Origin of the sequence: Streptomyces sp. P9(2023), assembly GCF_032436795.1 — a bacterium.
Lineage (GTDB): Bacteria > Actinomycetota > Actinomycetes > Streptomycetales > Streptomycetaceae > Streptomyces.
This window is the reverse complement of the sequence record NZ_JAUPWM010000004.1, coordinates 69,104-81,351: the sequence shown is the minus strand read 5'-3', so window position 1 is coordinate 81,351 and position 12,248 is coordinate 69,104. Positions and strand designations below refer to the sequence as shown.

Sequence of the window (12,248 nt, the reverse complement as noted above, 5' to 3'; positions counted from 1 at the left end):
ACGGCCACCTCCCTCAGGCGCTCGTGCCGACGATGACGATGTCGTACGTGACCGACGTCGATCCGGCCGAGTTGGCGATCTTCAGCAGGTCCCCAGTACCGGCGGTGACCGCCATCCCGGTGGCGTCAGCCGCCCCGGACATGGCCGCGAACGTCGCGCCCGGCCGAAGGGTGATCACACCGGCCGCGTTGAGCAGGCCCACGAACTGGGTGGCGGACGCGGCACCGACCAGGACGTTGTTCGTGTTCCCGGCCGCCGCTGAGACGGCGATGTACTTGATCTTGGCGAAGGTGATCGCGGCGCCGTAGACGTCCGTGAGGACACCCGCGAGGTCGAGATCCTCCGACGCCGACGCGGCCAGCGTCCGCTGGTCGTGGAAGACCTTGTCGGCCTTCCCCGCGGTCGTGCCGCTCTCCAGATGGACACCGCGGACGAAGTCGAGCACGTCGGCGGTGGTCGTCAGGTCCGACGCCTTCGTGTTCCGGACGCTGGCCCGGATCCCGAAGTCAGAGGTCACGGCCATCAGCCCTCACCTCCGTACGCGCTGATCAGCTCGTCCTTCGTGGTCTTCTCGGCCTCGGCCTCGTCCGCGCCCTGGGCGACCGCATAGGCCACCCAGTCGCCCTTGGACGCGGACTTGGCCGGCGGCCCGGCGGGCGCCGGCGGCTCCTCGTCCACGCGGCGCCAGCCGGATGCGGGGTTGGCTGCGAGGTTTTCGAGCTCGACGGCCTCCTCGCTGTCCGGCATCGGGCGCAGGCTCTCGGCGACGTGCCCGCCGTTCGTGCGCTGGTAGATGGCCATGGGTCAGACCTTCAGACCGGTCATGGCCGCGTGGGCCTTCTCGTTGCCGTACTCCAGGCCGATCTCTCCGTACAGCTGGACCTCGTCCGACGCGCCGGTCTTCGCGAGCGGCTCCTCGAACATCACGCCCTTGCTCGGGACGTTGAGGAACACCGGCCGGCACTGCTCCAGCGACGCGACGGTGATGACGTCCTGCGGCATGTGCCGGTCCATCATCACGTTGAGGGTGCCGAAGTCGGTGATGAGGGTGTCGACGGCGACGCCTCCGACGGTGCGGGACGTCTCGTGGAACTGGCCGTACGCCGAGGCGAAGGCCTTGGTGACCGCACGGCGTTGCGCCGAGTTGACGACCAGCGTCGCGGTCTCCTGCTCCGAGATGCCGCCGTTGTCGTAGGCGAGCTGGAGCAGGTCGGACACGTGGTCCGTGGTGAGCGCGGTCTCCCACGGGTTGGTGTACGCGATGCCCGTCACCGTGCCGAGGGTGATCGCAGCGCCGCCCGAGCTGGACGAGACCTTGAACGTGTTCGCGTCGATGGCGTCCACGTAGTAGATCCGGCCGGCGACGATGCCGGTGGCGGTCGACGTGTTCGTGAACACGATCTTGTCGCCGTCGACGAGGCCGTGAGCGGTCGAGGTGATCGTGTCGGTGGCCGCGGTGGCGCCGGTGGTGGTGACGCCCTTCGCGATCCGGTTCGAGGTGATCGCGGCGAGCAGGCCGCGGGTCTTGCGGGCCGTGGCGTTCGTCGTCGGGTTGGAGTACGCCCCGTTGATGAAGCTGTAGTTGACGTCCAGGGCGATGGACTTCAGGGCCTGCGCGACCTGCCAGTCCAGCTCGTTGTTTACCGGGTTGGAGCCGTCGACCCCACGGAACGGCGCTGCGCCGGGGGTGGCCAGCATCCCCATGGCGGCCTGCTTGGTGTACGAGACGGACACCTTCTCCTGGTGGATCTGGGCCACGTTCCGCACGTTCGCCCGGACCCGCTCCTCGGCCGTCGGCGCGGTCGCGCCCTCGACGCGGGTGCGCTGCGACGGGTCGCGCAGGTCGTAGGTCTGCCACTCGAACTCGACGCCGGACGTCATGCCGCCGCCGGTCAGGCCGCCGATCGCGGACAGGAACGGGGTGTCGGCAGGGGTGAGGGCGAACAGTTCGCCCGCGTAGTTGGGGAGGTCGAAGGTGGTGCCCATCCCGGTGATACCGGCCATGAGGGTCTCCTAGGTCAGGTGGCGGCCTTCTGCCGCTTCAGTCGGATGACGGTCGCGAAGTCCCGGCGGGCGGTGGCTTCGGCGATCTGCTTGTCGATGGAGGGCTGGTCTCCGGATCCGCCGGATCCGCCCATGTCGCCGCCAGAGCGGCCGGGCCCGCGCGGGGCGAGCTTCGCAAGCTTCTTCACCGCGGCCTCGATGGCCTTGGTGTCGACCTCGCCGTTGTCGACGAACTGGGTGACGTCGATCAGGGCGCTGGCTTCGCCGAGCTCAATGCGGGCGGCGGCGAGCGCGGCCCGGAACTCGGCACCGGCGAGCTTCGCGGCGTACTCGGAGGCGGCGGCCGTGCGGCCGGCCTTCTCCGCCGCGGCGACGGCCTTCTCCTGGTCGCTCATGTTCTGCTCGCGGATCTGGGCGAGCTCGTCGACGGCGCCCTTATTCTCCTTGGCGCGCTTCTCCCACTGGCGGGCGAGCGCCTTCCAGTCCGTCTCCTCTCCGGATCCTCCGGACGTCTGTCCGCCCTGGTCACCGGCAGGCGGGACGGGCGGGGTCGGGGGCTGTCCGGACGGGTCCGGGCTACCGGCGGGGGGCTGTCCGGATGCGGATCCGGCGGCGCCCTCGTCGCTGCCACCCGCGATGACGTAGATCGGCTGGCCGTTGCGGCGATAGCCGACCACGGTCCCGGCAGGATGCGTGGCGTACGGGTGCTGGAAAGGGTGGGGCATGGTGTTCTCCCGTTTCGGGTGTGCCCGTGGCCGTGCAGCCGTGGGGCGGGTGTTCAGCGCGCGGAGCTGATCTGCTCGCGTGCGGGCTTTCGGCGGAGGTCTTCGTGCGCGGCCACGTGGGCGCGCGCTTCGGCCTGCCACTTGCGGACGAAGGTTCCGGCGCGGCGCCGGGCGTCCTCGTTCATCGCGGCGGCCTGGACGCGCTTCCACCGGCGGATGTGCCGCTCGATCTCACGCTGCCGCTGCGTGTCCTCGTACGTCGTACCGGGCGTCGGGTGGTGCGGCGGCCGGGTTGTCACTCCAGGCAGATAAGCCCCTAGACTGTGACGACAGTTGTGCACCACCAAGCCCCCGGCGACGTACCAGCCGTCGCCCGTCTGGAGGTTGTAGACGTGGCCCGCAAACTCACGCCGTCGCAGGTCGACGACATCATCGACCGCTACCGCTCCGGACAGACTCAGGACCAGATCGCGACCTCCTTCGGCATCAGCCAGGCGGCCGTCAGCCGCTGGATCCTCAAGCGAGGCGCCAACATCTCCCGCACCGAGGCCGAGCTCCGGAAGTGGGCCGACAAGACCCCCGAGCAGCGCGCCGCGCAAATGGCGGCGGCACATGACGCTGTACGCGGGATGACCCGCTCCGCCGACGACCTCGCCCGCCGCGCCCTCGGGAAGCAGCGCACTGAAGCCCATGCCACCGACGAGGAACGAGCCATCGCCCAGCACCTCAACAGCCTCGGAATTGAGACCATCAGCCAGCAGGCCATCGGCAAGTACAACCTCGACATCGGACTCGAACCCGTCGCCGTGGAACTGTTCGGCGGCGCCTGGCACATGCACGGACGCCACTGGGACCGACTTCCGCAGCGTGTCAAAGACATCGCTGATGCGGGCTGGAACCTGCTCATCGCCTGGACCCACGCCGTCCACCCACTCGACACTGCCGCCGTAGCGCAGGACGCGGCTGCCTACCTTGAGCGCTCCCGCCGCGACGCATCCTTCCGGCGTCAGTACCGGGTGATTTGGGGTGACGGACAGTTCCTTGCCGCCGGCTGTGTGGATGACGACGAGGTCACCCTCGTACCAGCGGGCATCCGCGGCGCGTACGCCCGACGGCGCGGTGACGAGGGTGTCGCCGGGGAAGCAGTTGGGGTGGAATAGCCCGGCGCCGCGGGCCTCCGCGAGGGATCCCGCAACGTGCACGGCGACCGACGTCCGGCCGTGGTCCCCCTCGTTGGGCAGGCGCACGGTGTGCGGGCCCGGGGTGCTGCCTAGTGTGAGGATCTCGCCCTCCCACGGTCGGCACAGCGGGCACTCCAGCGGCGCATCCGAGACGATGACCAGCCCAACGCGGATCTCCGCGAGGGCGTCGATATGGCCCTCGATCGCGGCGCGAGCCGTCACGCTGCGGACAGCCATCTCGGCGTAGGACGCCATGTCCCAGGAGCGGTTGGCGGAGTCGACGAACCCAGTGACGCCGCGCTGCGCAAACTCGTCGAGCGCCCGCTGTGACGCCTGCCTCCGGGTGATGCCGGTGAGGAGCTGTGTCCCGGAGGCGCGGCCGATGACCCGCCGGTAGGTGTCGACGACGGCCCGGGTGATCCGCTGGTAGAGCGGCCGGGTGTCCTCGGCCATGGACGCGGCGAGCCGGTCGACGGCGGGGGCGTTCGGCAGAGTGCCGCGGGCGACGAGTTCGCGGCCGATGTCGAGCGCCCCGAGCTCGGCTACGGCGGCCTGGCGGCCGCGGTTGTAGGCGGTCACCAGGGCGCGCCGTACGGCCCCGGTGGTGTCCTGCTGGAGCGCGTCGGCGACCTGCTCGACGGCCGTGCGGAGGTTGCCCAGGCTCGCGAGCTTCAGCTCCGCCCACCGGGGGGACTCGATGTCGGCCTCCAGGGCCGCGGCGAGCAGCTCCAAGAGGGCGGCCTCGGCGTCCTGGTAGAGGAGCCCTACCTCACGGGCGAGGTCCTCCGCCATCGCTGGGGAAACCGGCATCGCTGGCCCCCTCTGCTCCGGTCATTGCGGGGTCAGAGACTGCGCGCCCGGACTCGCCGAGGATCGCGTCCACCTCGGCCTTCACCTGGGTCTTGTCCCAGTCCGGGTTGAGCATCTTCACCAGCGTCTCCGTGGACGCGGCCTCGGCCCGGCGTAGGAGTTCCGCCGTGGTGGCCAGCTCGCCGGCGCTCTCGCTAATCGAATCCTGGAACTCGACGCGGGGCGGGGTGCTCAGGTCGAGGCCCGACACGCGGAACCGAGGACCGGCCAGAACCGCAAGCCAGGCTGCCGAGATGCTGGAGAGAGCGGGATCGGCGTACAGCGACTTCTTCGACCGGGTCATCAGCGTCCGGCGCTGCCGGGCCCGGATCTCCGTCGCCGTGACCGCGGTGCCGTCGGTCTCCCCGAACGTGCTCGCGGAGTAGCCGGCCTGGCGGGCCGCCTGGTCCAGGAGTGCGGCGCAGGTGTCGGCGTGCTCCTTGACCCGGATTGCGAACTGGACGTCGGTGATCGGGTTGGGGTCGCCTGCGCGCGGGAGCATGTTCAGCCCGGCGTAGACCTCTTGGTCCTCGTTCCAGGTGGCGCCCTGGCCGGGGCCGAGGGGCTGGAGGAGTGCGTCGGCGACGATGATGCGGCCCTTGCCGATGCGGATGTCCCGCATCCAGCTGGACCATGCCTCGTCGAGCGCATCCATGATGCCTTCGATGCCCTGGAAATCACTCTGTCCCCAGTAGGCGGCGCTCGGGATGTGGCGCCAGCCGCGTGCGGGGCGCACGTTGGGCATGTACGAGGCGGTGAGGTGGTCCGGGGCGCCGGTGTCGATGCCGCCATCCTCGTTGACCATGGCCGCCAGGGGGGCGGTAGCGGGGTGGTCCTGAAGCGCGCGTACGGCGCCGAGCGCGGTCGCGGATCCCTCGTAGAGGCCGTGGTAGATCCGGCCCTTCTCGTGCTTCTCCAGGTGCCGGAACACGCGGCGGTCGTCGCCCTGGGAGTCGAGGACGGTCCAGAACGTCACCGCAGTCAGCTTGCCGTAGGAGAACTCGGGGACGGCCCGGTCGGCGGCCACCGTATCGATCCACGGCCGGTCCGAGACGGTGTCGTCCCACACGACGCGGAAGTACGCGCCGCCGAGCGCCGCGCACAGCTCCCCAGCTTCGAGGAGCGTCGGGTGCAAGCCGCTCTCGACGAGCTGATCGAGGCGGTCCTGCGTCGCCGTGTCGTCACTGATCAGCTTCGGAGGCTCGGAGAACAGCAGCCCGGACGAGGTGCGCGCGATGTCGCCGGCCAGCGGGATGTGGAGCTTGGTGCGCTTCTCCCCGTCCGGGGTCGGGTTGCCCCAGAACCAGCGCGCGAGACGGCCACGGAGGCCGCCGGCGTACTGCACGGGCCGGTTGGGGGTGGCGAGGGCGCCGCGGCCTTCGTAGCGCTGCTCCAGCCGGTCGGGTTCGGCGGAGTACCAGGCGTCCCAGTCGGCGAGGTCGGACTGCACGATCGGGTCGGTCGGCGGCCATGTCGTGCCGCTCGCGGGCAGGGGCATCAGTCGTCCTCCTGCTCCGGGGTCTCGTACGCGTCGGCGGCGGAGCGCAGCATCGCGGCGAACTGCGCTCGGTCGAAGTCGATGGTGCCGTCGCCGGACACGGGGATCTCGATCCTGCCGACCTCCACTTCGGCGCTGCCGCCCAGGCGCATGTACACGGGCATGTTCACCAGCGCAGCCATCAGGCAGCCACCTCCATCAGGGTCGGGATGTGCGGCCGCCACAGGGCCTCGGTCGTACGGACGCCGTACCGCAGCGCGTCACAGGAGTGGTCGTCGAGCTTGATCGGGGCGTCCTCGCCCTTCTCCGACTTGTCGTCGTCCCACGAGTAGCCCGGGAGCTCCTCGATCAAGCCGACAGCGGACTCGTGGACGAACAGCCGGTTCGCGGCGAACAGCGTGCCGACCGTGCGGATCCCGTCGAGGACTGCGTTGTCGGCCTGGGTGACGCCGGAGACGCCGTCGCGGTGAAGCTGTTCGATGTACGACGCGGCGGACGGGTCCACGATCGTCCACTCTGGCTGGACCCCCACCACGTTGGTGCCGGGGTGAGGTACGGCCTGGAGCCACGCTCGGCGGGCGGCGGAGTACTCGGCGTCCGTCTTCTTCCGCTTCTCCTTGCGGGAGTCCCACCGGTACTCGCTGACGACGTACAGGTTGCTGTCGATGCCGAGGCCGATGAGCAGGTCGGAGTAGGCGTTGGTCGTGCCGTAGTCGATGCTGTCGCACAGCCAGCGCGCAATCGGCGGGAGCCTCTTCACGATGTGGCGCTCGGGGTCGAACGCCTCGTAGATCGCGCCCTCTGCCTGGACCCAGTGCCCGAGGATGTTCCGCCGGTAGAAGACACCCTGGTGGGTCGACTTCATCTGGCTCTTGTACGACTCGGACAGCGACGGGTTGTCGTCGAGGACGAAGTGCCACGACCGCAGGTCGGTCTTCTCCGGGCGGAGCAGGTAGTCCTTGCGGAGCCAGTGCCCGGGGTTGTCTGGGTTCGTTGTGAGGAAGATTTGCGCGCCGTCGACCGAGCAGCGTGCGTTGAGCTGGTTGAAGAACGTCTTCGGCAGCGTGGTCGCTTCGTCGACGTACGCGCCGGCGCAGGTCATGCCTCGGATCTTCGGTTCGGCCTGGGCGTCGTTGGCGCCGAGGACGTGCACGATCCGGCCCATGATGCGGGCGGTGGCCGCGCCGTTGGTGTACTTCACCTGATGGGCGAGGGGCCCGAAAATCTCGGGGTTCATCAGGGGTAGGAACGCGTTGCGGAAGATCGAGTCGCGGGTGCGGCCGACCATGACCAGCTCGCCGCCGCGGGGTGCGGAAGCTACGTAGATGAGCCAGCGGAGCAGGGACGCGATCGTCTTGCCGGAACGGACCGAGCCCTCCCAGGCGTTGATGCGGGCCTGGGAGTCGACGATGCTGATGATCTGGCGGCGGGACAGGGGCAATGCGTCAAGGAGATCCACCCTCCGCCTCCTCGTCGCTGGCTTCCTCCGCCCTGATCCGCTTCGCGATCTCCGCGAGCCCGGCGCCGATCTTGCCGACGACGGACACAGCGTCCTCGGCGCCGGTGTCGGCGGCCGGGGGCACAAGGCGCAGGGACTGAGCTGCCGCGTTGGTGGCGGCGGCCATGAGGGCGCGCTTGTCGGCGGCCGGCGGCTCGGGGACCTCGCGCTCTTCGTAGGTGTTGTCCTTGCCGCCGAAGTTGAAGACGGTCGCCGGCTCCCACACCTGCGCGCTCAGGCGCAGTGCGTCGTCGGTGAAGGCGTCGGCGAGGATGGTGCGCTTCTCGGCGAGGTCGGCGATGCGGGCGCGGGTGGCTTCCTCGGTGGCGGTGCGGTCGAAGCTCAGGTTGAGGCGGGCGGCGATGACGGAGACGGTGCGCTGTCCGCGCCCGATCTGGCGGGCGATCTCGTTCCGGCCCAGCCCTTGCGCGTGGAGCTCGCGCACTCGCTGCTCGTCCTCTTCGGTGACGCGGGCGTGTTGTCCTCCCACGGGGTCACCTCCGGGCTAGGGCCCACCGCCCTGGTCGCTGGCCAACCGCGCGATGTCCCGCTTGTCCTCGGGGGCTACGGCCAGGCTCTCTACACCCGTCGCCGGGCAGTGGGGGCATGGGGAGGGCCCGTCCGCAACGGGGGGATGTGCGGACGGGCCCGGTCTGCTGGGCTACTGGCCGAGGAGGCGGGCTTTCTGCGCCTCGAACTCGGCCGGGCTGAGGATGCCTTGGTCGCGGAGCTGCGCGAGGCGCATCAGCTCGCCCGAGATCAGGTCCTGCTGGCCGCCGGTGCTAACGGTGGGGCGCTGCTGGCCGTGCGCGGGCGTCTGCTGCTGCGCCCAGGACGGGGCCGTGGGCTGCGGGTGATGCTGCGGCGGCGGGGGGATGGCCGCCGGCTGCTGGGGCGGGGCGTACTGCTGCTGCGGGTACTGCTGCGGGTAGGTCGGGACCCGGGTGACGGTCTTGCGTCCCATGGCGGCGGCGATGGGCCAGCCGGTGATGGCCCAGATGCCGCAGCTGATGATGGTGAGGAAGACGTGGAGTCCGTGGTTGGCGCCGCGCTTTTCGACGATGCGTTGTGTCATGTGCCCACCCCTGGGTTGCTGGTGGGGGCATCGTGACATGCGGCTGGCGGGGGTGTGAGGGAAATGCGAAGGCCCACCTGTTCGGGGTGGGCCTGAAGTTTCCGGGCACGCCGGATCTGCCGCCCATGATGGGGCACACGCAAGGGTTTTGCAACTAGGTGCAGAAAGGCCCCGCCACGACGGGGGATGCGTGGCGGGGCCTTGCGGGTCTGGTGCCCCAGGGCGGGGTGGGCTACGCCTGCGGCCGCCACTCGTCCCGGTAGTCGGGGTGGTCGGCGTACGGCAGGGCAAGCAGACGGATGTGGTGGGCCCACATGTCCTCATGGTCGGGCCCACCCCACAGGTCGTTAAGGATCCGCCGCTTGGCGTCGACCTCGGCCAGCACCCGCGCGGGGGTGTGGCGGGCGATGTGCTGGGTGTCCTCGACGGGTACGAACGCGATGGCCTGCTCAGGGTCGTACAGGTACCACCCATCGCTGGCTGCGCGGGCGGTCTGCTCGTCTTCGTCGAGGCGGGCGCGGAGGAACGCGATCAGGTCGTCCATGGGGTCCTCTTGCTACAGCTTGTTCGGCTGGATGTCGAAGGCGATGACCGTGCCGTGCTCGGTCTTGGGGTCGACCTCGGTGACCTTCTTGCGGAGTTCGTTGAACAGGTCGAACCGGGTTCGGCCGCGTGACGGGCTGATCGTCCCCGAGAAGTCCCGGATGTGGAAGCCGCCGGTGGTGGGCGTCTGAATGGTCATGAACCAGAAGTGCGTGCCCTGCGTCGCCATGCCGCCATCATCCCTTCTTCGGGGGTGGCGGGGGCGGGGTCTTCGCGGCCTGCGCGGCGGCCTGGGACTGCTCGTTGCGGTCCCTCAGTTCGCTGATGGACATGGTGGTCTTGAACTCGCCCATGGTGGGCTCCTATCGGGTCACGGGGGAGTGGCGGTGGGTTTCGGAGAGGTCGTAGACGGTGACCCCGGCCTGTCCGGTGTGCTCTACACGGAACCCCTCTCGGGGCGCGCCCTCGCCGTCGTTGTTGGCGTTGGTGTTGGCGTCTGACCTGCACAAACAACTGGGCTCACACAGCGCCTCGACCGGGGGGATGTCGTCGTGGTGGACGCCCGGGCCGTTCTTCCCGCCCGCGCGCACCCCCGTACGGACCGGGATGTCGGCCTCGTCGAGGAGGGCGCGCACGGCCTTCGTGCCGGGCAGGCCGGCGGCCTCCTGGAGCTGTGTGAGGCGCACGTGCTGCCCGCCCTCGCCGAGCTCCTGGAGCACGGTGACGATGTCGACTGGCTGCTCCTCGTCCGACTCTTCGTCGGTCCGGCGGCGGCCGGCGGCCCAGGTTCGGGCCCGGCGGATCCCGGCGGCGGTAAGCAGCCCGGCGGCGTAGTACCCGGTCTCCGGGACGGCGTAGGCGACGGCCCCCGCGGCGGCCACCCCGGCGACGAGGACGCAGCCGCCCGCGAGCCTGCTTGGCTGCTCCGCCGCCTCCTCGACGACCTCCTCGGGCGTAGTCACGCGACGATCCCGGTGAACCAGATGCCCGACGCGTTCACGGCCGAGGCGAGAGGGACGGCCGCGTATCGGGCGATCCCGGCGGACAGCCCGAGGCCGACACCAGCACCCCAGCCGCGCCACTTCGAGCCCGTGGAGCCCTTCCTGCGGCGGGCAAGGAACCCGGCGAGGACGAGGCCGGTCATGAACAGGCCGCCCTCGGTGAGGGGTGCTGCTGTGGAGCCGGGTGCGGTGCCGGCCTTGGCTCCGACGCCGTAGACGAGGAGGCCGTCGCCGAAGGTGTTGAGGCCCCAGAGGGCGGTGTCGCCGATCCAGCCGACGAGGCCGCCGACGACCATGGCGGTGAGGGCGCCGATGCACCAGCAGATGAGGAAGGGGAGGAGGTCGCCGAGGTAGGCGATGCCGTTGGTCTGGAGGGCTTTGGTGCCGGGGAACCAGACGGAGAGCTCCCACACGAGGAAGGCGAAGCCGATGAAGACGGCGCCGAGGGTGGGGGTCATGTGCGGGCTCCGTGGATGAGGGCGGCGACGTAGATGGTTGCGGCGGTGACGAGGGCGATGGTGCGGACCGCGGGCAGGACGAAGGCGAAGCGGTTGCGGGGGCCGGCCAGGGCGACGAGGGCGGCCAGGGCGAGGATCGCGAGCATCGGGAAGACGATCAGGCCGAGGAGCATCAGGCGGTCCTCCGGGCCATCCGGAGAGTCCTCCGGACGGACTCCTCCTTGGCGTTGGCGTCGGCGACCTTCCGGACGTAGCGGAGGACGGCGTCCGGTTCGTTGATGCCGCAGGAGACGGCTGTCCGGACGGCATCCGCAATGGTCATCGGCCCGGAGCCGGGCAGTTCCGGAGCGTCGTCCGGAGTCTCCGCCTCGTCCTCCGGGGTCTCCGGAGAGGGATCCGGAGTCGTCCGGAGGGCTGCCTGTTCGGCCTCCACGAGCGCGTCCGCGCGGGTCAGCTCGCGCCGTACGGCGACCATGGCGAGCCGTCCGCCAGCCTCGGCGCGCTGGATGTCGACCCACTGCTGGGTGCGGGAGTCGAGCGGGGTGGCGTGGTGGGCGAGGACGAGGGTCCACAACCCTTTGGCGAGTCCGGAGACGGTGGCGCCGACGATGCCGATGACGAGCTGGGCCTCGATGTGGCCGTGGACTCCGACGGCGGCCATGGCGATGGCGAGCGCGACGTACCCGGCGCGGCGCGGGAGGGCGGCGCGGGCGGGGTCGTAGCGGGCCAGCCACTCCAGGGCCATGCACGCGATCCACACGAGGTCGAACACGGCGGCCGCGGCGTAGGCGGCGGGCGTGATGACGACGAGGTCGAGGAGGGCGCCGATGCTCGCTGTGGACCAGCCGATCGAGGCGGCGCCGATGATGCCGGCGACTGCGACGACTCCGGTTCGTACGGTGCGGTCCCAGTCGCGCGGGGGCACTGGGACATGGACGTCGTAGGGCTCGTCGACGAGGACGGTGCGGCCGTCGATGGTGTGGGGGACCTTGCGGGTCTCACGGATGGTGCGGGTACGCATCAGACGGCGCTCCCAGCGGCGCGGCGGAGGATCAGGGCGTACTCGCCGCGGCTGATCTCCTGCTCGATGTGCGGCATCCGGGCGAGGAGGTCGCGCTCCAGGGCGTGGGCCTCGTCGGTGTAGCCGTGGACGTCGAGGCCGACGCGGAGGGCGAGGGCGAGGCGGGCGGCGGGCAGCATGTCGTGCCGGGGGCGTTGGTCCGTGAGGCGGTCGGCGATCCATGTGAGGCCGGCGCGTACGGCGGCGTCGGTGCGGGTCTGGCGGAGGGCTTCGTCGGGCTGGGACAGCTCGGTACGCTCCATGTGCCTGCTCCTGTCGTGATCAGGGTGGGCAGGCCCCGACCGGAGGTGCGAACTCTGGCCGGGGCCGTTGTGCATCAGCAGCGTGGACTGCTT

General features: G+C 70.4%; 17 protein-coding genes. All 17 read right to left on the bottom strand.

Annotated elements, in window-relative coordinates; all coding sequences use genetic code 11:
- Positions 1-13: 13 nt before the first annotated feature.
- Positions 14-523, bottom strand: coding sequence for a hypothetical protein (locus tag Q5762_RS07455; protein ID WP_315891194.1), 510 nt, complete (start codon positions 521-523; stop codon positions 14-16).
- The gene (locus Q5762_RS07450; RefSeq protein ID WP_315891193.1) at positions 523-801 is read right to left on the bottom strand and encodes a hypothetical protein; all 279 of its coding nucleotides are present in this window, start codon (positions 799-801) and stop codon (positions 523-525) included. The genes Q5762_RS07455 and Q5762_RS07450 overlap by 1 nt, the downstream gene beginning before the upstream one ends.
- A 3-nt stretch (positions 802-804) precedes the next feature.
- Positions 805-2,004: a DUF5309 family protein gene (locus tag Q5762_RS07445; RefSeq protein ID WP_315891192.1), complete on the bottom strand. Its 1,200-nt coding sequence runs from the start codon at positions 2,002-2,004 to the stop codon at positions 805-807.
- Positions 2,005-2,018: 14 nt separating this feature from the next.
- On the bottom strand, positions 2,019-2,729 hold the full coding sequence (locus Q5762_RS07440) for a hypothetical protein (protein WP_315891191.1): 711 nt from the start codon (positions 2,727-2,729) through the stop codon (positions 2,019-2,021).
- 53 nt (positions 2,730-2,782) lie between these two features.
- Complete coding sequence (locus tag Q5762_RS07435; RefSeq protein WP_315891190.1) at positions 2,783-4,720, bottom strand: phage minor capsid protein; 1,938 nt, start codon at positions 4,718-4,720, stop codon at positions 2,783-2,785.
- Positions 4,680-6,257: a capsid protein gene (locus Q5762_RS07430; protein WP_315891189.1), complete on the bottom strand. Its 1,578-nt coding sequence runs from the start codon at positions 6,255-6,257 to the stop codon at positions 4,680-4,682. The genes Q5762_RS07435 and Q5762_RS07430 overlap by 41 nt, the downstream gene beginning before the upstream one ends.
- The gene (locus Q5762_RS07425) at positions 6,257-6,439 is read right to left on the bottom strand and encodes a hypothetical protein (protein ID WP_315891188.1); all 183 of its coding nucleotides are present in this window, start codon (positions 6,437-6,439) and stop codon (positions 6,257-6,259) included. Before Q5762_RS07425 ends, Q5762_RS07430 begins: the two co-directional genes overlap by 1 nt.
- Complete coding sequence (locus Q5762_RS07420; RefSeq protein WP_315891187.1) at positions 6,439-7,716, bottom strand: PBSX family phage terminase large subunit; 1,278 nt, start codon at positions 7,714-7,716, stop codon at positions 6,439-6,441. Before Q5762_RS07420 ends, Q5762_RS07425 begins: the two co-directional genes overlap by 1 nt.
- On the bottom strand, positions 7,703-8,245 hold the full coding sequence (locus Q5762_RS07415) for a hypothetical protein (RefSeq protein ID WP_315891186.1): 543 nt from the start codon (positions 8,243-8,245) through the stop codon (positions 7,703-7,705). The genes Q5762_RS07420 and Q5762_RS07415 overlap by 14 nt, the downstream gene beginning before the upstream one ends.
- Positions 8,246-8,416: 171 nt before the next feature.
- Positions 8,417-8,830, bottom strand: coding sequence for an SHOCT domain-containing protein (locus Q5762_RS07410; protein WP_315891185.1), 414 nt, complete (start codon positions 8,828-8,830; stop codon positions 8,417-8,419).
- 232 nt (positions 8,831-9,062) lie between these two features.
- Entirely contained in the window at positions 9,063-9,374 is a 312-nt protein-coding gene (locus Q5762_RS07405; protein WP_315891184.1) for a DUF6221 family protein, read from the bottom strand.
- 12 nt (positions 9,375-9,386) lie between these two features.
- Positions 9,387-9,602, bottom strand: a complete 216-nt coding sequence (locus tag Q5762_RS07400) for a hypothetical protein (protein ID WP_315891183.1) — start codon at positions 9,600-9,602, stop codon at positions 9,387-9,389.
- 133 nt (positions 9,603-9,735) lie between these two features.
- Positions 9,736-10,335 carry a hypothetical protein gene (locus Q5762_RS07395; RefSeq protein WP_315891182.1) on the bottom strand — a complete coding sequence of 200 codons (600 nt, stop codon included), beginning with the start codon at positions 10,333-10,335 and terminating at the stop codon, positions 9,736-9,738.
- Complete coding sequence (locus tag Q5762_RS07390; RefSeq protein ID WP_315891181.1) at positions 10,332-10,832, bottom strand: hypothetical protein; 501 nt, start codon at positions 10,830-10,832, stop codon at positions 10,332-10,334. Before Q5762_RS07390 ends, Q5762_RS07395 begins: the two co-directional genes overlap by 4 nt.
- Positions 10,829-11,005 (bottom strand): hypothetical protein, encoded by a 177-nt coding sequence (locus tag Q5762_RS07385; protein ID WP_315891180.1) that lies wholly within the window; start codon positions 11,003-11,005, stop codon positions 10,829-10,831. The genes Q5762_RS07390 and Q5762_RS07385 overlap by 4 nt, the downstream gene beginning before the upstream one ends.
- On the bottom strand, positions 11,005-11,853 hold the full coding sequence (locus Q5762_RS07380) for a protein transporter Sec31 (protein WP_315891179.1): 849 nt from the start codon (positions 11,851-11,853) through the stop codon (positions 11,005-11,007). Before Q5762_RS07380 ends, Q5762_RS07385 begins: the two co-directional genes overlap by 1 nt.
- Positions 11,853-12,155, bottom strand: coding sequence for a hypothetical protein (locus Q5762_RS07375; RefSeq protein WP_315891178.1), 303 nt, complete (start codon positions 12,153-12,155; stop codon positions 11,853-11,855). Before Q5762_RS07375 ends, Q5762_RS07380 begins: the two co-directional genes overlap by 1 nt.
- Between the last annotated feature and the right edge of the window lie 93 nt (positions 12,156-12,248).

What these genes read in the sequence shown, in the direction of transcription:
- Q5762_RS07440 (WP_315891191.1), bottom strand. Translation starts at nt 2,729, where the DNA reads ATGCCCCACCCTTTCCAGCACCCGTACGCCACGCATCCTGCCGGGACC.
- Q5762_RS07410 (WP_315891185.1), bottom strand. Translation starts at nt 8,830, where the DNA reads ATGACACAACGCATCGTCGAAAAGCGCGGCGCCAACCACGGACTCCAC.
- Q5762_RS07445 (WP_315891192.1), bottom strand. Translation starts at nt 2,004, where the DNA reads ATGGCCGGTATCACCGGGATGGGCACCACCTTCGACCTCCCCAACTAC.
- Q5762_RS07375 (WP_315891178.1), bottom strand. Translation starts at nt 12,155, where the DNA reads ATGGAGCGTACCGAGCTGTCCCAGCCCGACGAAGCCCTCCGCCAGACC.
- Q5762_RS07405 (WP_315891184.1), bottom strand. Translation starts at nt 9,374, where the DNA reads ATGGACGACCTGATCGCGTTCCTCCGCGCCCGCCTCGACGAAGACGAG.
- Q5762_RS07435 (WP_315891190.1), bottom strand. Translation starts at nt 4,720, where the DNA reads ATGCCGGTTTCCCCAGCGATGGCGGAGGACCTCGCCCGTGAGGTAGGG.
- Q5762_RS07385 (WP_315891180.1), bottom strand. Translation starts at nt 11,005, where the DNA reads ATGCTCCTCGGCCTGATCGTCTTCCCGATGCTCGCGATCCTCGCCCTG.
- Q5762_RS07400 (WP_315891183.1), bottom strand. Translation starts at nt 9,602, where the DNA reads ATGGCGACGCAGGGCACGCACTTCTGGTTCATGACCATTCAGACGCCC.
- Q5762_RS07455 (WP_315891194.1), bottom strand. Translation starts at nt 523, where the DNA reads ATGGCCGTGACCTCTGACTTCGGGATCCGGGCCAGCGTCCGGAACACG.
- Q5762_RS07450 (WP_315891193.1), bottom strand. Translation starts at nt 801, where the DNA reads ATGGCCATCTACCAGCGCACGAACGGCGGGCACGTCGCCGAGAGCCTG.
- Q5762_RS07380 (WP_315891179.1), bottom strand. Translation starts at nt 11,853, where the DNA reads ATGCGTACCCGCACCATCCGTGAGACCCGCAAGGTCCCCCACACCATC.
- Q5762_RS07430 (WP_315891189.1), bottom strand. Translation starts at nt 6,257, where the DNA reads ATGCCCCTGCCCGCGAGCGGCACGACATGGCCGCCGACCGACCCGATC.
- Q5762_RS07425 (WP_315891188.1), bottom strand. Translation starts at nt 6,439, where the DNA reads ATGGCTGCGCTGGTGAACATGCCCGTGTACATGCGCCTGGGCGGCAGC.
- Q5762_RS07390 (WP_315891181.1), bottom strand. Translation starts at nt 10,832, where the DNA reads ATGACCCCCACCCTCGGCGCCGTCTTCATCGGCTTCGCCTTCCTCGTG.